Origin of the sequence: Klebsiella sp. Shm-1, assembly GCF_040804525.1 — a bacterium.
GTDB lineage: Bacteria > Pseudomonadota > Gammaproteobacteria > Enterobacterales > Enterobacteriaceae > Klebsiella > Klebsiella pneumoniae.
Genome location: NZ_CP161823.1, coordinates 1,327,745 through 1,348,323, shown reverse-complemented (window position 1 = coordinate 1,348,323; position 20,579 = coordinate 1,327,745). Strand labels below are relative to the sequence as shown.

Here is a 20,579-nt window from a genome sequence, read left to right as displayed (position 1 = left end):
TGGCAGACAGTATCCCTCCTGGCGGGGCGATAAACTTTGAACACCGCCAAACTCTGGCCATCGTTATGATTTTGTTGTTATCAATTTATAGCGGTTATGTTACCCGGATTCGCCGCCAATAATAGCCCTGTCTGCTATGCTTTTTGGTTATGTACCTCATCAATGTTTATACCGTATACCGGCAAGCACTCATGTAACACCTTGTTCCAGGAGGACTTATCCATGAATCAGTTAGACAGCATCAAGCAGTTCACCACGGTAGTCGCCGACAGCGGAGACATCGAATCCATCCGCCACTACCATCCGGAAGACGCCACCACCAACCCCTCTCTGCTGCTGAAGGCCGCCGGCCTGGCGTCCTATAGCGGCCTCATCGACGACGCTATCGCCTGGGCCAAAAAACAGGGTGGCGGCCGCGAAGCGCAGGTGGCTCACGCCTGCGATAAGCTGGCGGTCAATTTTGGCGCGGAGATCCTCAAAAGTATTCCCGGACGGGTCTCCACCGAGGTGGACGCCCGGCTCTCCTTCAACCGCGAGAAAAGTATCGAGAAGGCTCGCCACCTGGTGGCGCTGTATCAGGAGATGGGCATTGATAAGTCGCGGATCTTGATCAAGCTGGCATCCACCTGGGAGGGGATCCGCGCCGCGGAGGTGCTGGAGAAAGAGGGGATCCACTGCAACCTGACGTTGCTGTTTTCCTTCGCCCAGGCCCGGGCCTGCGCCGAGGCCGGGGTTTATCTCATCTCCCCGTTCGTTGGGCGTATTTATGACTGGTATCAGGCGCGCAAACCGCTGGAGCCGTACGTGGTGGAGGAAGATCCGGGGGTGAAATCGGTGCGCAATATCTATGACTATTTCAAACAGCATAAATACAACACCATCGTGATGGGCGCCAGCTTCCGCCGCACCGAGCAGATCCTGGCGCTGGTCGGTTGCGACCGGTTGACCATCGCCCCGCCTTTATTAAAAGAGCTGCAGGCCAGCGATACCCCGGTGGTGCGCAAACTGATCCCTGCCAGCCAGATCCTGCCGCGTCCGGTGCCGCTCAGTGAAGCGGAGTTCCGCTGGGAACATAATCAGGATCCGATGGCGGTCGAAAAGCTAGCGGAGGGGATCCGCCTGTTCGCCGTCGATCAGCGCAAACTGGAAGATCTGCTTGCCGCCAAACTGTCACTTTAGTCTCACGGAGAAAAATATGTCCCGAAGAGAGCTTGCCAACGCCATCCGCGCCCTGAGTATGGACGCCGTGCAGAAAGCCAACTCCGGCCATCCCGGTGCGCCGATGGGGATGGCTGATATTGCCGAAGTGTTGTGGAACGATTTTCTCAAGCACAATCCGCAGAACCCTGACTGGGTAGACCGAGACCGTTTCATCTTGTCCAACGGCCACGCGTCGATGCTGCTCTACAGTCTGCTGCACCTGACCGGCTACGATCTGCCGCTGTCTGAACTGAAGCAGTTCCGTCAGCTGCACTCTAAAACGCCCGGCCACCCGGAGCATGGCTATACCCCTGGGGTGGAAACCACCACCGGCCCGCTGGGCCAGGGGCTGGCGAACGCCGTCGGGATGGCCATCGCCGAACGGACGCTGGCGGCGCAGTTTAATCGCCCCGGCCATGAGATCATTGACCATCACACCTGGGTTTTCATGGGCGATGGCTGTTTGATGGAGGGGATCTCCCATGAGGCCTGTTCGCTGGCCGGCACGCTCGGACTGGGCAAGCTGATCGGTTTTTACGATCACAACGGCATCTCCATCGACGGCAAAACCGAAGGCTGGTTTTCCGATGATACGGCGGAACGCTTCCGCGCCTATCACTGGCACGTCATAGGCGATATCGACGGCCACGATCCGCAGGCTATCAAACAGGCGATAACGGAAGCGCAGGCGGTGAAAGATAAACCGTCACTGATTATCTGCCGGACCATCATCGGCTTCGGTTCGCCCAACAAAGCCGGCTCAGAGGAGTCTCACGGGGCGGCGCTGGGCGAAAAAGAGGTAGCGCTGGCCCGCCAGCAGCTTGGCTGGAAATATCCTCCGTTCGAGATCCCGAAAGAGATCTACGCGGGCTGGGATGCGCGTCCGCGCGGGGAAAAAGCGGAGCACGCCTGGAACGAGAAATTCGCCGCCTACCAGCAGCAGTTCCCGGAGCTGGCCGCTGAGCTGACCCGACGTATGAATGGCGCCCTGCCGGAAGACTTTGCCGCGATCGCCCGCGACTACGTGGCGAAACTGCAGGCCGAGCCGGCGAAAATCGCCAGCCGCAAGGCTTCGCAAAACGCGCTGAACGCCTACGGCCCGCACCTCCCGGAACTGCTGGGCGGTTCTGCGGATCTTGCGCCGAGTAACCTGACCATCTGGTCTGGATCGACATCGATTAAAGACGATCCTGCGGGCAATTATATCCACTACGGGGTGCGCGAGTTTGGCATGACCGCGGTGGCCAACGGCATTGCCCTGCACGGGGGCTTTATTCCTTATACCTCGACCTTCCTGATGTTTGTGGAGTACGCCCGCAACGCCGCGCGCATGGCAGCCCTGATGAAGGCCCGGCAGATCATGGTCTATACCCATGACTCGATCGGTCTTGGGGAAGACGGGCCGACGCACCAGGCGGTGGAACAGCTGGCCAGTCTGCGGCTGACGCCCAACTTCAGCACCTGGCGCCCCTGCGACCAGGTGGAGACCGCCGTCGCCTGGCAAGCGGCTATCGCGCGACAGGGCGGGCCGACGGCGCTGATCCTGTCGCGACAAAACCTGGCGCAGATGCCGCGTACCCCGGAACAGGTGCAGGATATCGCCCGGGGTGGCTACGTGCTGAAGGATGCCGGCGGAAAACCCGACCTGATCCTCATCGCCACCGGCTCGGAAGTGGAGATCACCGTCCTGGCCGCGGAAAAACTGTTGGCCAAAGGGGTAAATGTGCGGGTCGTCTCGCTCCCTTCCACTGATGTGTTTGACGCCCAGGATGAGGCCTGGCGCGAATCGGTGCTGCCGTCGGACGTCAGCGCCCGGGTGGCGGTCGAAGCCGGGATAGCGGACTACTGGTATAAATATGTCGGCTTAAAAGGCAAGATCGTCGGCATGACCGGCTATGGCGAATCCGCCCCGGCAGAGCAGTTGTTCCCGTTCTTTGGCTTTACGGTCGACCATATCGTCGCCACCGCCGAACAGGTGCTTAACGGGTGATCCACAGCGTGGGCCAGGCATCTGGCCCCTGCCAGTTGTCGCACGTCGGCTGCTGCGCGTAGCGGGAGAGGCTGAACCGCTGGCCGTCAAAACGCCAGCGGGTTTGGATCCCGCAATCGCCGGCCCCGCGGCCTTTATCCAGGGTCACCAGCTCATGGCGGCGGTCATCATAGCTGGCGTTGATCAGCTCAATCTCACGCGGCGCCTCGCCCGGCGGCTGGAATGGCAACGTTAGCCGCACCTGACGGGCGACATAGGGGCGCTGGCGGGAGACCAGCCAGGCCAGCCAGACGGTGTTGTAGGCGCCGGATTCGCAGCTGGTCATCAGCAGCACTTTGTCATCCGTCAGCGCAGTAACGCGAATTTCACGGCGGAAGGGATCGAGGGAGCAGTGGCTGTTGGTCATCCGCTCATTACCGTAGTCCATCAGATCGTTGAGCTCCTCACGCCCCAGCGGCGACTGCGCCGTTTCCGCGCTCGCCACCGCGCGCAGCGCCGGCGCCGGCGGTACGCTGAGCGGCGGCTCTTCCCCTTTGCCGACCCAGGCCGTTTCGCTACCTACCCGCTTTTGCCGATCGTCGATAAAAAACAGAGCCGCTTTCAACCCCTGCAGGGAGATGGTCTGCAGGCCATTGGCCAGCGAGAGCGCTTTACCCTCCTGAACCTGCTGGAGAAACGCATCGATCGTCACGCTGTCGGCGGTTTTAATGAGCTTATCTTCAATGTGCCAGCGCTTGTCGGTCAGGGACAGCGGTTTACCATCCAGCAGCAGGCGCGGCGCTATCGGCGCGAGCGTCGCCACTGGATTGCCGGTGCCGCCCAGCTCGATACGCAGACTGGCGTCAGTGACTGCCCCAGCGCTGCGGCTGAGGGTCATCACCAGGCCATGATGCAGCCCCACGTTACGGGTGACGCAGAAATTTTGGTTGTTACAGGTGACCAGCCAGTCGTTGAAGCGCTGCTGCGTCGGTGCCGACCATGCCTGCGAGCAAGGCAGCACCGCCAGAAAAAGGAAAAAGATGACGCGAAAAAGCATGAACCGCCCGACCCCAGATAAACCCGACCACGGCGCCTATCCTGGACAACGGCAGCGGGTTACTCAATCGGATTTGTCAGAGTTCCCCGACATCAGGCCGGAGGTTTGCAGATATTGCAGCAGAATGACCGCCTTACCGTCGCGGATCTCCCCGTCAGCGACCATCTGCAGCGCCTGGCTAAAAGGCAGCTCCAGCACCTCGATGGCTTCATCATCCACCCCGCCGCCGCTGGTGGTTCGCTGCGCGTCGCTGTACTCGGCGATAAAGAAATGCACTACCTCGGTGACGCCCCCTGGCGACATAAACAGCTCAAACAGCTTTCTCACCTCGCCCACTTCGTAGCCGGTCTCTTCCACCGCCTCTTTACGAATGCAGGCTTCCGGCTCGTCGTTGTCCAGCAGCCCGGCGCAGGTTTCAATCAGCATGCCGTCATGATTGCCATTGACCCAGGTGGCGACACGGAACTGACGCACCAGGACCACCGTCTGCTTATGGCGGTTATACAGCAGCACGGTGGCGCCATTGCCGCGATCGTAGACCTCGCGCTTGTGGCGCACGACGCTGCCGTCCGCCCGCGTCAGCTCATAGGTCATGTTGCGTAGTACGAACCAGTTCTCAGAGAGGATTTTATCTTTAATGACGTGAATATTGAGTGACATACCGACCCCACAGCGTAAAAGGACGCCCTCATACTACGCTGCGGAGCCGGGTTTGTCGTCAGTGAAGCGGCGTCGTTTTCCGCGCCAGATAGTCCAGGATCCCCTGCGCCGCGTGACGGCCTTCCGCCATCGCCGTCACTACAAGGTCTGCGCCGCGCACGGCATCGCCGCCGGCAAAGATCTTCTCCTGACTGGTCTGATAACGGTAACGGCTCTCCACTCCGGCTTTAATACGCCCCTGACTGTCCAGCACCACCCCCGCCGCTTCCAGCCAGGGCATGCGGTGCGGGTGGAAGCCAAAGGCCATGATCACCGCATCTGCCGGCATAACAAACTCGCTGCCGGGGATCGGCGTCGGGCGGCGTCTTCCCCCGGCGTCCGGAGCGCCCAGCTCGGTGCGCAAAAAGCGTACCCCGTTAACTCGCCCTTTCTCGTCCAGCTCAAGCGTCACCGGCTGGACGTTAAACTCAAAGAGCGCCCCCTCTTCGCGGGCGTTTTTGACCTCTTTTTTCGAGCCCGGCATGTTGGCTTCATCTCGCCGATAGGCGCAGGTCACCTGGCGGGCACCGTGGCGCAGCGCGGTGCGCACGCAGTCCATCGCCGTATCGCCGCCGCCCAGCACCACCACGTTCAGCCCGGCGGTGTTGACATAAGGCTCTTGCGCCGATGCCGCCAGCCCCATCACCTGTTTGGTGTTGGCGATGAGGAACGGCAGCGCATCGTAGACCCCGGGGGCCTCTTCGTTCGGCAGCCCCGCCTTCATGGAGCGATAGGTTCCGGCGCCGACGAACACCGCGTCATAATCGGCCAGCAGTGTCGCCATGGAGATATCTTTCCCCACCTCGCAATTGAGCTCAAAGCGGATACCCATCTCGCTGAAGATCGCCCGCCGCCGGGCCAATAGCGATTTATCCAGCTTGAACGCCGGAATGCCGAAGGTCAGCAGACCGCCAATCTCCGGATGACGGTCGAAGACCACCGGCTGGACGCCGTGGCGCACCAGCATATCGGCGCAGGCCAGCCCGGCAGGCCCGGCGCCGATAATCGCCACCCGCTTGCCGCTCGGCTTAACCTGCGAAAGGTCCGGACGCCAGCCGCTGGCCAGCGCCTGGTCGGAAATATAGCGCTCAATATTGCCGATGGTGACTGCCCCGCTTTCATCGCGCAGGGTGCAGGCGCCTTCACACAGCCGGTCCTGGGGACAGACGCGGCCGGTGATCTCCGGCAGGCAGTTGGTCTGATGGGAAAGCGCGACCGCGGCGGCGATATTCCCCGCTTTAACCAGCTCGATCCACTGCGGGATATGGTTATGCAGCGGGCAGGTCCATTCGCAAATACTGTGCTCCCCACACGTGAGACAGCGGGCGGCCTGCTGCTGCGCCTGCTGCGGGGTGAACGGCTGATAGATCTCCTCAAAGTGGCTCTTACGCACCTCCGCCGCCAGCTTATCCGGCTCCCCGCGCGGGGGCGTCATCGCCATTTGCCTGACCTTCGCGCCAGCATTGGGCTGGCTGCAGAGCGACGTAGCGCGCTGCCACGGCTGCACCTCCTGGCATGCCGAGCGCAGTCGCCGCTGCTTCGCCAGGGTGATCAACGTCTCATCGTCGGCGAGGGTCAGCGCCTGCGCGGGACAGTTTTCCACACAGGCTGGCCCCGCCTCGCGGCCCTGGCATAGATCGCACTTGTGCGCGCTGGCTTTCACCAGGCCTGCGGCCTGGGGCGTCACCACCACCTGCATCACCCCGAACGGGCAGGCCACCATGCAGGATTTACAGCCAATGCATTTCTCCTGACGGACCTGAACGCTGTCGCCGGACTGGGCGATGGCGTCGTTGGGACAACAGCGGACGCAGGGGGCGTCCTCGCAGTGGCGGCAGGTGATGGCGTTACGCTGGCCCTCCGCTTTGATCACGGTGATACGTGGCAAAAAGCGCTGCGGGGTCAGCACGTGTTGCTCCTCGTTATGCGCCATCACGCAGGCCACTTCGCAGGCCTGGCAGCCGATGCACTTTCGGCTATCGCTCAAAATAAAGTGGTTCATGGCTTCCTTTTGTCTTCTTGGTGAATAACCCCTCAATGCGCATGCCTATTTATTACCCGACAAGATGACGCCGGAACAATGTCCAATTGCCCAGGATAAACTTTTTCTGGAGAGAATCCGTTTTGGATCAATTTTTTTGACTTAAATGAAATGAGGTTTCACACCGGCAAGGGATAATGCGCCGGTCTGCGGTGACGAAGCAGACTCGCTACCTGCTGGCAGGAAAGCTCGAGGTTTCTTTACGATACGGCAAAAGCAACATGATAAATTACACTATCTCCTTAATTTCTCCACGATTGCCGGAGAGGCTGGCGCTAAAGTGGCACAGGCTGTGCAATAACAAGAAAATGTGCATATGAGGTTTTTATTCTGATGGCGAATTTCTTTATCGATCGCCCCATTTTTGCATGGGTGCTGGCAATCCTGTTATGCCTGACGGGCACCCTTGCCATTTTGTCGCTGCCGGTTGAACAGTATCCCGACCTCGCCCCGCCGAATGTGCGGATCACCGCCAACTATCCCGGCGCCTCCGCGCAAACCCTGGAGAATACCGTCACTCAGGTTATCGAACAGAATATGACCGGCCTCGATAACCTGATGTATATGTCCTCCCAGAGCAGCGCCACCGGCCAGGCGACGATCACCCTCAGCTTTACCGCCGGTACCGACCCGGATGAAGCCGTGCAGCAGGTTCAGAACCAGCTACAGTCGGCGATGCGTAAGCTGCCGCAGGCGGTGCAAAACCAGGGGGTGACGGTGCGCAAGACCGGTGATACCAATATCCTGACGCTTGCCTTCGTCTCCACTGACGGCAGTATGGATAAACAAGATATCGCCGACTACGTCGCCAGTAACATCCAGGACCCGCTCAGCCGCGTCAACGGCGTGGGGGATATCGACGCCTACGGTTCGCAATACTCAATGCGCATCTGGCTCGACCCGGCGAAGCTCAACAGCTACCAGATGACCACCAAGGATGTTACCGACGCCATCAGTTCGCAGAACGCCCAGATTGCCGTCGGCCAGCTTGGCGGGACGCCTTCGGTCGATAAGCAAGCGCTGAACGCCACCATCAACTCGCAATCTCTGCTGCAAACCCCGGAGCAGTTCCGCAATATCACTCTGCGCGTCAATCAGGATGGTTCAGAGGTGACGCTGGGCGATGTCGCCACCGTCGAGATGGGGGCGGAGAAGTACGACTATCTTAGCCGCTACAACCGCCAGCCGGCCTCAGGCCTCGGGATCAAGCTGGCTTCCGGCGCCAACGAAATGGCCACCGCGGAGCGCGTGATCAATCGCCTCAATGAGCTGGCGCAGTTTTTCCCCCACGGTCTGGAATATAAGGTCGCCTACGAGACCACCTCCTTCGTGAAGGCTTCCATCACCGACGTGGTGAAAACCCTGCTGGAGGCGATCCTGCTGGTCTTCCTCGTAATGTATCTGTTCCTGCAGAACTTCCGCGCCACCCTGATCCCGACCATCGCCGTGCCGGTGGTGCTGATGGGCACTTTCGCGGTGCTGTATGCCTGTGGCTACAGCATCAACACCCTGACGATGTTCGCGATGGTGTTGGCGATCGGCCTGCTGGTGGATGACGCCATCGTGGTGGTGGAGAACGTCGAGCGCATCATGAGCGAGGAGGGCCTGTCGCCACGCGAGGCGACCCGCAAATCGATGGGACAAATTCAGGGCGCGCTGGTGGGGATCGCGATGGTGCTGTCGGCGGTATTTGTGCCGATGGCCTTCTTCGGCGGCACCACCGGCGCCATCTATCGCCAGTTCTCAATCACTATCGTCGCGGCGATGGTCCTCTCGGTGCTGGTGGCCATGATCCTCACCCCTGCCCTTTGCGCCACGCTGCTTAAGCCGGTTAAGCCAGGTGAATCCCATGAAAGAACAGGCTTCTTCGGCTGGTTCAACCGCACCTTCAACCGCAGCGCCAGCCGCTACGAAACCTTCGTCGGTAAAATACTGCACCGCTCGCTGCGCTGGATGCTGATCTACGTCGTCCTGCTCGGCGGGATGGTGTTCCTGTTTCTGCATTTGCCGACCTCGTTCCTGCCGCTGGAGGATCGCGGGATGTTCACCACCTCGGTCCAGTTGCCGAGCGGCAGCACCCAGCAGCAGACGCTGAAGGTGGTGCAGAAGGCGGAAGATTACTTCCTCAATAACGAGAAGCAGAACGTCGAGTCGGTGTTCGCTACCGTTGGCTCCGGCCCCGGCGGCAATGGGCAGAACGTGGCCCGCATGTTCGTTCGTCTCAAAGACTGGGACCAGCGCGACCCGCAAACCGGCACCTCCTTTGCCATTATTGAACGCGCCACCAAAGCGTTTAATCAGATTAACGAAGCGCGGGTTATCGCCAGCAGCCCGCCGGCGATCAGCGGCCTCGGCAGTTCGGCAGGCTTCGATATGGAGCTGGAGGATCATGCCGGGAAGGGGCACGATGCGCTGATGGCGGCGCGCGATACGCTGCTTGAGCTGGCCGGGAAAAATCCGCTGTTGACCCGCGTCCGGCATAACGGGCTCGATGACAGTCCGCAGCTGCAGGTCGATATCGATCAGCGTAAAGCGCAGGCGCTTGGCGTCTCCATTGACGACATCAACGATACGCTGCAAACCGCGTGGGGGTCGAGCTACGTCAACGACTTTATGGATCGCGGCCGGGTAAAGAAAGTCTACGTCCAGGCGGCGGCGAAATACCGGATGCTGCCTGACGATATCAATCTTTGGTACGTGCGCAACAGCAGCGGCACGATGGTGCCATTCTCGGCCTTCGCCACCTCGCGCTGGGAGACCGGCTCGCCGCGGCTGGAACGCTACAATGGCTACTCAGCGGTCGAGATCGTCGGTGAGGCGGCGCCGGGTATCAGTACCGGTACCGCGATGGACATGATGGAGAAGCTGGCCGCGCAGTTACCCACCGGCTTTGGCCTCGAATGGACCGCCATGTCCTACCAGGAACGCCTCTCTGGCGCTCAGGCGCCGGCCCTGTACGCGATTTCTCTGCTGGTGGTGTTCCTGTGCCTGGCGGCGCTGTACGAGAGCTGGTCGGTGCCGTTCTCGGTGATGCTGGTGGTGCCGCTGGGGGTGATTGGCGCCCTGCTGGCGACCTGGATGCGCGGGCTGGAGAATGACGTGTACTTCCAGGTGGGTCTGTTGACGGTGATCGGCCTGTCGGCGAAAAACGCCATTCTGATCGTCGAGTTCGCCAATGAGCTCAACGAGAAGGGCCAGGATCTGCTCAGCGCCACGCTGTCGGCTTGCCGTCAGCGCCTGCGCCCCATCCTGATGACCTCGCTGGCGTTCATCTTCGGCGTGCTGCCGATGGCGACCAGCACCGGCGCCGGTTCCGGCAGCCAGCATGCGGTCGGCACCGGAGTGATGGGCGGGATGATCTCCGCCACCGTGCTGGCGATCTTTTTCGTGCCGCTGTTCTTTGTGCTGGTGCGTCGCCGTTTTCCGCTAAAGGAGCGTCCGCAATAAACCGACGAGCTTCGGCGGCGAGGCGTAATAACAGAAAAGGCGACCACGGTGGTCGCCTTCTTTATGTGTTCAGAACCCTAGCGCGCTTATTTACTTCGCGTTATTCCCCTGCTCACATTGCGGAAATTTATTTACGAAGCATGCCTTCAATAAAGTCTTTCCAGTTCCCCAGTTCATGTTCAATCATAATAGCCTCTCTTATTATTATGGTCGATTCTATATAACTTCATTACCGATGGGAAGTTGTGCTCCCCTATTGCTCTGATTGTCTTATGGACCGCTGACAGAGATAAAACCTCTGGTTGTCGCTACTATGCCGCTTCGTATGTAAACATAATGTGACGTAGAGCAACCTCAGACAACATTTTTGCAATAATGTTAAAGCCCTCACATCATGCCCACAGGTGGCCAACATTTAACCACCCGATATATCGAATGAGATCCCCGGTAAAAAGTTATATTTATTCATCTGAATCACGTATTATTTCAGTAAGACTTATATATTCGGAAATATCTGAGTTAACCGCTTAATTGAATGTAAAAGGTTTATCTATGCTCAACATGTACGGAATTAAAAACTGCGATACCATTAAAAAAGCCCGCCGCTGGCTGGAAGCGCATCAGATTGAGTATCGCTTCCATGATTACCGCGCCGATGGCCTTGAGCGCGCGCAACTGGATACCTTTATTGCCGAGCTGGGCTGGCAGGCGCTGCTGAACACCCGTGGCACCACCTGGCGCAAACTCGACGAGTCGCTGCGCAATAGCATCGATAATGCCGACGCCGCAGCCGCATTGATGCTGGAAATGCCGGCAATTATCAAACGCCCATTGCTCTGCGCGCCCGGTCGTCCTATGCTGCTGGGTTTTAGTGAAGCAAGTTATCAGCAGTTTAACGAGGTATAGTCTATGTCTTGCCCGGTCATTGAGCTGGCTCAGCAGCTTATTCGCCGCCCTTCCCTTAGCCCCGATGATGCGGGATGCCAGGCGTTAATGATTGAACGCCTGCGTGCGATCGGCTTTACCGTTGAACCGATGGATTTCGGCGATACGCAGAATTTCTGGGCCTGGCGCGGCCACGGCGAGACGCTGGCCTTCGCCGGCCACACCGACGTAGTCCCGGCAGGCGACGCCGACCGCTGGATCAATCCCCCGTTCGAACCGACCATCCGCGACGGGATGCTGTTTGGCCGCGGAGCGGCGGATATGAAAGGCTCGCTGGCGGCGATGGTGGTTGCCGCAGAGCGTTTTGTCGCGCAGTACCCGAACCACAGGGGCCGACTGGCGTTTTTGATCACCTCTGATGAAGAGGCCAGCGCCAAAAACGGCACCGTCAAAGTGGTGGAGACGCTGATGGCGCGTAACGAGCGTCTGGACTATTGTCTGGTCGGCGAACCTTCCAGTACCGAAGTGGTCGGCGATGTGGTGAAAAACGGCCGCCGCGGCTCGCTGACCTGCAACCTGACTATTCACGGCGTGCAGGGCCATGTCGCCTATCCGCACCTTGCCGATAACCCTGTCCACCGCGCGGCGCCGATGCTGGCGGAACTGGTCAATATCGAGTGGGATAAAGGCAATGAGTTCTTCCCGCCGACCAGCATGCAGATCGCCAACGTGCAGTCCGGCACCGGCAGCAATAACGTGATCCCCGGCGATATGTTCGTCCAGTTCAACTTCCGCTTCAGTACGGAGCTGACGGACGAGATGATCAAATCCCGGGTGATCGCCCTGCTGGAAAAATACCAGCTGCGTTACAGCGTGGAGTGGTGGCTCTCCGGCCAGCCGTTCCTCACCGAACGGGGCAAGCTGGTGGATGCGGTCGTCAATGCGATTGAGCACTATAATGAGATCAAACCGCAGCTGTTAACCAACGGCGGCACCTCAGACGGACGGTTTATCGCGCGCATGGGGGCGCAGGTGGTTGAGCTGGGCCCCGTAAACGCAACGATTCACAAAATTAATGAATGTGTGAACGCCGCCGACCTGCAGCTGCTGGCGCGGATGTATCAACGCGTCATGGAACAGCTGGTCGCCTGACGAATTGACGTAAAGAGGAAGCGCGCATGGAATGGCTTATTAAACACTGGTGGATTCTGGTGCTGGTCTTTTTGGTGGGGGTAATTATCAACGTGATTAAAGATCTAAATCGCGTTGACCACAAAAAATTCCTCAACAACAAACCCGATCTGCCGCCGCACCGTGATTTTAACGATAAATGGGACGACGACGACGACTGGCCGAAGCACGACCAGTCGAAGAAACCGTAAGTTTGCCTTTATCGCGGTACCGCCCGCCTGTAACCCCGCTCTCCGGGGTTACAGCATTTCGATGATATCATCCCCTTTTGGCGTACTGCCGCTCAGTGCCTCATCAAAATAGTGCTTTGGCACGGTATAACGCAGACGCTCGATCGCCAACTGCATACTGCGATCGTCAATGGCATGCCCGAGATCGTCGACAATATCTAAGGTCACGTCGCCGCCCGCCTGCTGTAACGCCTCCTCGGCCGACACCGCCCACGCCAGGTCGATAACCCGATCTTCACCACCGTGGATCAGGTGAATGGTAGTGGCCGTCGTTGCCGTCTCCGGCAGCGTCGCATAGCGGCCATTAAAGGCGATGACCCGCGAAGCCAGATCCGGCGCCGCTTTGATACTCTCCAGCGACATAATCGCCCCCTGAGAGAAACCGATCAGCGCGGTGGCCAGTGGACTGACGCCGCTCTTTTCCTGCCAGTAGCGTACAATTTCAATAAAGGTCGGCATAATGGCGTCGATGCGCTGCTGACGATTCTCTTCCGTCACCCCCTGCAGCGAAAACCACTGCCGACCGTTGGGACCGCAAGGTTCCACCCCGCCGATACTGACGATCAGCGCATCGGGAAACTGCGGCGCGAACCAGCTGCCGATTTGCCCCATGGAGACCGGGTTATCCCCTACGCCATGAAACAGCAGCAACAGCTGTTGCGCAGGCGTCGCAGGACTTTGAACAATAAAATGATCGTGTTTCATGGCTGTCTCCTTAGTGTTTGCGGGCAGTGTACGCCGCTCGCCAGATATGACCATGCCATTTAACTGAATGAGTTAGTTAAAAAAATTGCAGATGCGCCACCTGCTGACGCAGCGCCTCAGCGCGCGCTGCATCAAGGGAGCGCAAGGCGTCAGCGGCCTCCCGACGCCATCTCGCCTGCAAGGCTTTTCGCCCCGTCAGCTGCAGCACGGCGCAGAGTGCGGCCTCTTCTTTGCCCTGCAGTCGTCCCCGCAGGGCCGGCAACGGCATGTCGGCCTGCATCAGTAGGCGGTTGAGGCAGCCCAGCGCCGCGGCCAGCGGGCGGTGGGCGAAGGCAAAGCTCGCCGCTTCCAGCCAGTCCTCATCACTAAGCATAGCGTCTGCGACGGCCGGCAGCGGCGCGGATTCCTCTCGCCACGGGCGAAGCCAGTATTCATCGCGCTGCAGCCGCTGCGCCTCCCGCTGCGCCAGCTGGCGCCCTGCCGCGGTCAACGGATAGAGGGCCATCGCCGTATAGCAGCCGCTGCTGGCCTCGCGATGGGTACCCAGCCGTACGAGGGTAAACCCGCAGCGTTGCCAGAAGCGCCACAGCTCAGCGGTATAGCCGAAGCTGACGGAGAGATAGTCATAGCCAGCGGCATCGGCGGCGATATCGGCGATCATCTTCCGCCCAAGGCCTTCCCGCTGGCGGGTGGGATGGACAGCGATCCGACTGACCCGCAGCCCGCGCAGCGTCGCCGCCAGGGGACTGCCGCCGTGCGCCGCCAGCGACTGGGCGACCAGATTCCCGCGCGGCCGGCGAAAACCCGCCCATACCGCCCGGCTCAGTTCGCGAGAAAGTCCCCCCTCGGCCACCAGCCACAGGGCGCCCGCTACCGCGCCGCCGGCGCGAGCGCAGCGGAAAGCCTGGCCCGGAGCATCCATCATGCGCCGCAGATCGAGCGGGGAAGTTCGGTAATGCGCCCCGGACAATAGCTGGTACATCGCCTCCGGTAGCGCTGGCTGCGTTTGCCAGCAGGACTGATTGACCGCCTCCAGGGCTATCTCCCCCATCGGCGCGTCGCGAAATGCCTCATCGTTAAAGATAAGCAACTGACTGATGGCTGACTCCAGCGGACAGCCCGCCGCCCAGCGGATCGGGGCGCTCAGGGTGAACGATTGCAGATGGGGCAGACTGGCGCAAAATTTCAGCAGGAATCCGCGACCGGTGCCCTCGTACCCTTGCACCGTCGTGGTGAGTAGCGTGCGGGGAAAACGGCTCACCAGCTGCCGGAGAAGCGGAGCCGGGATAGCCGCGGCCTCATCGACTATCAGCCACGCCGCCTTTTCTTTCGACGCCAGCAGCGCATCGGGCGCCATAAAGCGCAACGTCTCCCCGGCAAAGCTGGCCAGCACCACGACAGCGCTACGCGTTGGGGCGGTGACGATGGCCTCGCCCCCAAGCTGGCGCAGAAGCATGCCCGCCAGCGCGGACTTCCCCCGTCCACGCTCCGCCGTCACCGCCGCGATACCGGGCGGCAGGCGTATCAGTTGCTCAAGGATTGCCGCCTGCTCGGCCTGCGGGCGGCCATCGGCGGGATGCCAGTCGGGACGCGGGGCGGCCAGCGGGAAACGTGGCCGGTCCGACTGCCGCCAGAGCAACACCTCCGGATCGGCGATAAACTGCCGACAGCAGCGGTGAACAAAGTTAGGGGTAACGATAGGGTCAGGCGTATCGCTCCAGCGCAGAGAGTCCTCATCCGCCCGGGTCGGCCAGTCGGCGAAGGGGGGCGTCAGCAGCACCAGCCAGCTTCCCGCCCGCAGCGTGCCGCTCAGGGCCGCCATGGCGGCCACATCAAACCCGCGCCGGGCATCGAAAAAGGCGTGCATCACTTCCCGCCCCAGCAGCGTTTTCAGCGCGCAGGGCGCCACGCAGGGCGCAGAAACCGGCTCGGGGCCAACCCACAGGCCATCGCCGCCGAGCCTCTCCCGTAGCGCCTGCGCCTGCTGCAGCGTCCAGCTCTCATCGCCGCTGAGCACCAGCAGGCGACGGATCCCCTCCCGCGCCATTTGCGCGGTGAGGTTAAGCAGCGCGTCCATCATGGGGGACGATTACAGCGCGCTGCCGAAGGTATTGCACTGCGCCGGATCGCCGCTATCGAAACCGCGTTTGAACCAGGTGTAGCGCTGTTTCGAGGTGCCGTGGGTAAAACTGTCCGGCACCACGCGTCCCTGGCTCTGCTGCTGTAGACGATCGTCGCCGATGGCCTCGGCGGCGTTCAGCGCCTCCTGCAGATCGCCAGTTTCCAGAATATCCTGCTGCTGCATATTATGACCCCAGACGCCGGCGAAGCAGTCTGCCTGCAGCTCCATCTTAACCGACAGGCGGTTGGCTTCGGCCTGCGTGGCATGCTGCTGTTGCTGGCGGACCTTCGGCTCAATGCCCAGCAGTTTTTGTACGTGATGACCCACTTCATGAGCAATGACGTACCCCTGGGCAAAGTCGCCGTCGGCGCCCAGTTTATTTTTCATCTCATCGTAGAATGACAGGTCGATATAGACCGTACTGTCGGCAGGACAATAGAAGGGGCCCATCACCGACTGACCGGTGCCGCAGCCGGTACGGGTCGCGCCGCGATAGAGCACCAGCTTTGGCTGCGGGTACTGGCGGCCCATCTTTTCAAAGATCGGCCCCCAGGTATCTTCGGTAGTAGCCAGAATGACGGAAGTAAACTTCGCCGCTTCATCGTCTTTCGGACTGATGGAGCGCTGCGTGGAGGTCTGCTGCTGCGGCATCGGTTCGCCGGTCAACATGCCGGTCAAATCCACGCCGTAGTAGCCCGCCACCAGCACAATAATCAGCAGTACAATGCCGCCCTTCCCGCTCGGCAGACGGAAGCCGCCGCCCCCGCCGCCGCCAAACGGCGAGCCTGATTGTCCACGTCGATCTTCAACATTGTCGCTTTCGCGACGCCCTTGCCAGCGCATAAGCACCTCATTCCCTGTTATGTATCAATAGCAGAGATCGTAGGCGGTTCAGCGCAGGATTACCACAGGAAACAGCAAGAGACGCCAGAAGATGAGGCCATCTTCTGGCGGCGGGCGGGTTAGTCGAGCTTAACGCCCAGGCGGTGAGCCACTTCTTCGTAGGCTTCGATCAGGCCGCCAAGGCTCTGGCGGAAGCGGTCTTTGTCCATTTTATCGAGGGTGTTTTTATCCCACAGGCGGCTGCCGTCCGGCGAAAACTCGTCGCCCAGCACCACTTCGCCTTTGAACAGACCAAACTCCAGCTTAAAGTCCACCAGAATCAGACCGGCGTCATCGAACAGTTTTTTCAGCACGTCGTTGGCTTTGTAGGTCAGCTCGCGCATCCGCGCCAGATTCTCTTTACTCACCCAGCCGAAGGTTTCGCAGTAGGAGTCGTTGACCATCGGATCGTGCATAGCATCGTTTTTCAGGAACAGGTCGAACAGCGGCGGATTCAGCTCGATACCTTCTTCAATGCCTAAACGTTTTACCAGCGAGCCTGCCGCACGGTTACGCACCACGCACTCTACCGGCACCATATCCAGTTTTTTCACCAGACATTCGGTATCGGAGAGCAGCGCTTCCATCTGGGTAGGGATGCCCGCTTCTGCCAGTTTACTCATAATGAAATGGTTGAATTTGTTGTTCACCATGCCTTTACGATCGAACTGCTCGATGCGCGCGCCATCACCTGCTGACGTATCGTTACGGAATTCCAGTACCAGCAGGTCCGGATTATCGGTGCTGTATACTGTCTTCGCCTTACCACGATACAACTCAGCTTGCTTTTTCATCTTTCACTACTCCAGTGATATTGAGCCTAAAAATACGTTTCCACCTATACACAAAATCATTCAAAGTGCATCGAGGCGGCAACTGAGCGAATCCCCAGGAGCTTACAAAAGTAAGTGACTGGGGTGAACGAAGGCGGCCAACAAAGAGGCAATTTGAAGGATGATGTGTATACGCACACGTTTGCGTCACTATATATTAAAAGGGCCGGATTGCTCCAGCCCTTTTGATTACTTGTTAAATGCGGCCTGGAATACGGCTACCAGGGCGTCATTTTGCGACTGCGTCAGGGTGTGGCCTTTCGGGTCGATAAACTGCAGGCTACTGCGGTTATCGAGGTCGCCGACCTGCAGTTTGTAGTCGCCGGAGACCAGCTGCGGGTCACGTGCGCCCAGTTCCTGCCAGCTGCTGTCAGACAGCGGCTTATAGGTCAGCGCCATGCTGCCCTGAGAGCGCGTGCTGTCGGTCACTTTCATCCCCACTTTCTCGAGGGCGCCCGGCAGACGCTGCCACACCAGGTTAAACGGCGCGCGAACAACGAGCATCGGCAGGCCGGTATCGTCGGCGGCGCTCTGCACGTCGAAGGTGGCCCCCGCGCTGCGCTGGGCGGCGTTCTGGGCGCTGGTGGCATTCATGTCAAGGCCTTCCGAAATGACGTTCAGCATAGCGGTGCTGTAGCGCTGCAGAGATGCCGGATCGGCAACCGGTTTACCCGCCTGCTCCAGATTCACCAGCTTAACGACCACCGCTTGCTGATAACCCTGCGGTTTGACGGAGATTTGATAACGACCGCGATACTGCTGATCTTCATCAAGACGGTTCCACTCAACCCAGTCGGTGTTCAGCGTCTGGCTCGCATCATCGCGCTTGGCGATAACGTAGTTCTTCGACTGAAGAATACTGGTGACCTGTGCCCACAGCGAACCGCTGCGGCCGTTCTCGACCATCAGCGTCGCGGTATCGCCGTTAAACTGGGTCCGCGCACCGCTCACCAGCGCCAGCGGCTGCGCCGGCGGACGAATGTCCAGCGCTTTACCGACCGCGCCGGTGCTGTTAGCCACCGGAATATTGTAATCACCCACCTGAATCGGCAGGATCATCCCCGCCGGCGCGTGAAGTTCGCTCAACGGTGATGCCTGTAAATAGGCCTCATCACCGCTCACCTGACGCTTATAGCGCGAGTCAGAACTACAGGCCGCGAGGAGTAGAACCAGCGAAACACCCGCAACCTTCGCCAGGCGCGACTTCTGTACTGAGTAAGCCATCAAATCTCCCTAAACTTTACAGCAAACCGGCATGCTTCAGCGCGGCAGTGACGGCTTCACGACCATGATCGGTGATAGGCGTCATCGGCAAGCGCAGCGTATCGGTCGCCACAAGACCCAACGCCTTGCATCCCCATTTCACCGGGATAGGATTGGGTTCGACAAATAATTTTGTATGCAGTGGCATCAGACGCTGGTTAATCGCACGAGCTTCGGCAAATTGACCCGCCAGCGCCAGACGGCACATGTCGGCCATTTCGCGCGCCGCCACGTTGGCCGTGACAGAAATCACGCCTACGCCGCCGAGCTGCATGAAGTCCATACCGGTCGCATCGTCACCGCTCAGCAGAATAAAGTCGTCTGAAACCAGCTCTTTGATCTGGTGAACGCGACTTAAGTTCCCTGTTGCTTCCTTAATACCGACAATATTTTTAATTTCCGCCAGACGGCCAACGGTTTCCGGCAGCATATCGCAACCGGTACGGGACGGCACATTATACAGAATTTGCGGCAGGTCAGTATGTTCGGCGATAGCTTTAAAGTGCTGGAACAGGCCTTCCTGGGTCGGACGGTTATAATAAGGAGTGACCGTCAGGCAGCCAACAACACCGCTATCGTTAAAACGTTTGGTCAGGCTAATCGCCTCTGCGGTTGCATTGGCTCCCGTTCCAGCGATAACCGGAATACGCCCGTCGGCCAGCTCCAGCGTCATCATCACCACGTCGCCATGCTCTTCATGGCTCAGCGTTGCGGATTCACCGGTAGTCCCTACCGAAACGATCGCCGAGGTTCCGTTGGCGACATGGTAATCAATCAGTTTTTTCAGGCTTGTCCGGCAGACATTACCGTTTTCATCCATCGGCGTGACAAGCGCTACAATACTTCCCGTGAACATGGGCCATCCTCAGAGCAGAAGTGCGACAAGATTCTCAATGTTACGTTTGGAGCTGTAATAAAAGCAAGAGACCCGACGCCATCAGGGATGTTGTATGGCGGTTTTTTTTATGCTTTCCTAATGTTACCTCACCTTTTTAAAGGAAGAACAGGTTTGACAGCCTCATTACAACACTATCTGGTTATTACCGCCCTGGGGGCTGACCGTCCCGGCATCGTGAATACGATCACTCGCCACGTCAGCAGCTGCGGTTGTAATATCGAAGACAGCCGGCTGGCCATGCTCGGTGATGAGTTTACGTTTATCATGCTGCTTTCCGGGTCGTGGAATGCGATTAACCTGATCGAATCAACTCTGCCGCTGAAAGGCGCGGAGCTGGAGCTGTTGATCGTGATGAAACGCACCACTGCGCGCCCGCCGCAGGCCATGCCAAACACCGTTTGGGTCCAGGTTGAGGTGCCGGACTCACCGCATATCATCGAGCGCTTTACTGCCCTGTGCGATACATGGAATATGAATATTGCGGAGCTGGTGTCCCGCACGCAGCCGGGAGACGGCGATTCCGCGCAGCTTTTTATCCAGATAACTGCCCACAGTCCTGCGACGCAAAATGCAGCAAATATCGAACAAGCGTTCAAAGCCCTATGTACAGAACTGAACGCACAAGGCAGTATTAACATCGTTAATTATTCACAGCATGATGAACAGGATGGAGTTTAACCCATGACCCCACTGAAAGCCGGTGATATCGCACCGAAATTTAGCTTACCGGACCAGGATGGCGAGGAAGTAAATTTAACCGACTTCCAGGGACAACGTGTCCTGGTTTATTTTTACCCGAAAGCCATGACCCCGGGCTGCACCGTACAGGCGTGCGGCTTGCGCGATAATATGGACGACCTGAAAAAAGCCGGCGTTGAAGTGCTGGGCATCAGCACCGATAAACCGGAAAAACTCTCCCGTTTCGCCGAAAAAGAGCTGCTGAACTTTACGCTGCTGTCTGATGAAAACCATCAGGTTTGCGAGCAGTTTGGCGTCTGGGGCGAAAAATCCTTTATGGGGAAAACCTACGACGGGATCCACCGGATTAGTTTCCTCATCGATGCCGATGGCAAAATCGAACACGTCTTTGATGATTTCAAAACCAGCAATCACCACGACGTGGTGCTGAACTGGCTGAAAGAAAACGCCTGATGCAA

General features: G+C 59.1%; 18 protein-coding genes. 8 read left to right on the top strand and 10 right to left on the bottom strand.

Annotated elements, in window-relative coordinates; all coding sequences use genetic code 11:
• Positions 1-222: 222 nt before the first annotated feature.
• Together tal and tkt are read left to right on the top strand one after the other, a co-directional pair.
• Positions 223-1,179 carry a transaldolase gene (gene tal / locus AB1E37_RS06580; protein ID WP_004174884.1) on the top strand — a complete coding sequence of 319 codons (957 nt, stop codon included), beginning with the start codon at positions 223-225 and terminating at the stop codon, positions 1,177-1,179.
• Between the two features lie 16 nt (positions 1,180-1,195).
• The gene (gene tkt, locus AB1E37_RS06575) at positions 1,196-3,190 is read left to right on the top strand and encodes a transketolase (RefSeq protein WP_019705961.1); all 1,995 of its coding nucleotides are present in this window, start codon (positions 1,196-1,198) and stop codon (positions 3,188-3,190) included.
• On the opposite strand, the gene AB1E37_RS06570 is transcribed toward tkt, so the two are convergent.
• The 3 genes from AB1E37_RS06570 to aegA all read right to left on the bottom strand — a co-directional run bounded on the left by AB1E37_RS06570 (position 3,180) and on the right by aegA (position 6,927).
• The gene (locus AB1E37_RS06570; protein ID WP_004149270.1) at positions 3,180-4,226 is read right to left on the bottom strand and encodes a DUF1176 domain-containing protein; all 1,047 of its coding nucleotides are present in this window, start codon (positions 4,224-4,226) and stop codon (positions 3,180-3,182) included. The genes tkt and AB1E37_RS06570 overlap by 11 nt on opposite strands.
• Before the next feature lie 63 nt (positions 4,227-4,289).
• Positions 4,290-4,886: a GDP-mannose pyrophosphatase NudK gene (gene nudK, locus AB1E37_RS06565; protein WP_002913754.1), complete on the bottom strand. Its 597-nt coding sequence runs from the start codon at positions 4,884-4,886 to the stop codon at positions 4,290-4,292.
• 58 nt (positions 4,887-4,944) lie between these two features.
• Entirely contained in the window at positions 4,945-6,927 is a 1,983-nt protein-coding gene (aegA, locus tag AB1E37_RS06560) for a formate-dependent uric acid utilization protein AegA (RefSeq protein WP_085855929.1), read from the bottom strand.
• A 372-nt stretch (positions 6,928-7,299) separates the two neighbouring features.
• Here aegA and acrD point away from each other — a divergent pair, with 372 nt between their 5' ends.
• On the top strand, positions 7,300-10,413 hold the full coding sequence (acrD, locus tag AB1E37_RS06555) for a multidrug efflux RND transporter permease AcrD (protein ID WP_029602644.1): 3,114 nt from the start codon (positions 7,300-7,302) through the stop codon (positions 10,411-10,413).
• 127 nt (positions 10,414-10,540) lie between these two features.
• Here acrD and ypfM read toward each other — a convergent pair whose 3' ends face one another.
• Positions 10,541-10,600: a protein YpfM gene (gene ypfM, locus AB1E37_RS06550; RefSeq protein WP_100181659.1), complete on the bottom strand. Its 60-nt coding sequence runs from the start codon at positions 10,598-10,600 to the stop codon at positions 10,541-10,543.
• 365 nt (positions 10,601-10,965) lie between these two features.
• Between ypfM and AB1E37_RS06545 the strand changes: the two genes are divergently transcribed.
• From AB1E37_RS06545 to AB1E37_RS06535, 3 genes are read left to right on the top strand one after another with little or no spacing between them, the layout of a single operon-like run.
• Positions 10,966-11,319 (top strand): ArsC family reductase, encoded by a 354-nt coding sequence (locus AB1E37_RS06545; RefSeq protein WP_032447844.1) that lies wholly within the window; start codon positions 10,966-10,968, stop codon positions 11,317-11,319.
• Positions 11,320-11,322: 3 nt separating this feature from the next.
• The gene (gene dapE / locus AB1E37_RS06540; RefSeq protein WP_032447845.1) at positions 11,323-12,450 is read left to right on the top strand and encodes a succinyl-diaminopimelate desuccinylase; all 1,128 of its coding nucleotides are present in this window, start codon (positions 11,323-11,325) and stop codon (positions 12,448-12,450) included.
• Between the two features lie 26 nt (positions 12,451-12,476).
• Complete coding sequence (locus AB1E37_RS06535; protein ID WP_002913768.1) at positions 12,477-12,680, top strand: YpfN family protein; 204 nt, start codon at positions 12,477-12,479, stop codon at positions 12,678-12,680.
• 48 nt (positions 12,681-12,728) lie between these two features.
• On the opposite strand, the gene ypfH is transcribed toward AB1E37_RS06535, so the two are convergent.
• From ypfH to dapA, 6 genes are all read right to left on the bottom strand, one after another.
• Positions 12,729-13,424, bottom strand: coding sequence for an esterase (ypfH, locus tag AB1E37_RS06530; RefSeq protein WP_002913770.1), 696 nt, complete (start codon positions 13,422-13,424; stop codon positions 12,729-12,731).
• Positions 13,425-13,500: 76 nt separating this feature from the next.
• Entirely contained in the window at positions 13,501-15,504 is a 2,004-nt protein-coding gene (locus tag AB1E37_RS06525) for a tRNA(Met) cytidine acetyltransferase TmcA (protein ID WP_032447846.1), read from the bottom strand.
• A gap of 9 nt (positions 15,505-15,513) precedes the next feature.
• Positions 15,514-16,389: a neutral zinc metallopeptidase gene (locus tag AB1E37_RS06520; RefSeq protein WP_002913800.1), complete on the bottom strand. Its 876-nt coding sequence runs from the start codon at positions 16,387-16,389 to the stop codon at positions 15,514-15,516.
• Positions 16,390-16,508: 119 nt separating this feature from the next.
• On the bottom strand, positions 16,509-17,222 hold the full coding sequence (purC, locus tag AB1E37_RS06515) for a phosphoribosylaminoimidazolesuccinocarboxamide synthase (protein WP_002913801.1): 714 nt from the start codon (positions 17,220-17,222) through the stop codon (positions 16,509-16,511).
• A gap of 228 nt (positions 17,223-17,450) precedes the next feature.
• On the bottom strand, positions 17,451-18,485 hold the full coding sequence (gene bamC, locus AB1E37_RS06510; protein WP_002913802.1) for an outer membrane protein assembly factor BamC: 1,035 nt from the start codon (positions 18,483-18,485) through the stop codon (positions 17,451-17,453).
• Positions 18,486-18,501: 16 nt separating this feature from the next.
• Entirely contained in the window at positions 18,502-19,380 is an 879-nt protein-coding gene (gene dapA, locus AB1E37_RS06505) for a 4-hydroxy-tetrahydrodipicolinate synthase (RefSeq protein ID WP_002913803.1), read from the bottom strand.
• Positions 19,381-19,533: 153 nt separating this feature from the next.
• On the opposite strand from dapA, the gene AB1E37_RS06500 reads away from it, so the two are divergent.
• Complete coding sequence (locus AB1E37_RS06500) at positions 19,534-20,100, top strand: glycine cleavage system transcriptional repressor (protein WP_002913804.1); 567 nt, start codon at positions 19,534-19,536, stop codon at positions 20,098-20,100.
• Positions 20,101-20,103: 3 nt separating this feature from the next.
• Positions 20,104-20,574, top strand: a complete 471-nt coding sequence (gene bcp / locus AB1E37_RS06495; protein ID WP_002913805.1) for a thioredoxin-dependent thiol peroxidase — start codon at positions 20,104-20,106, stop codon at positions 20,572-20,574.
• Positions 20,575-20,579 lie beyond the last annotated feature (5 nt).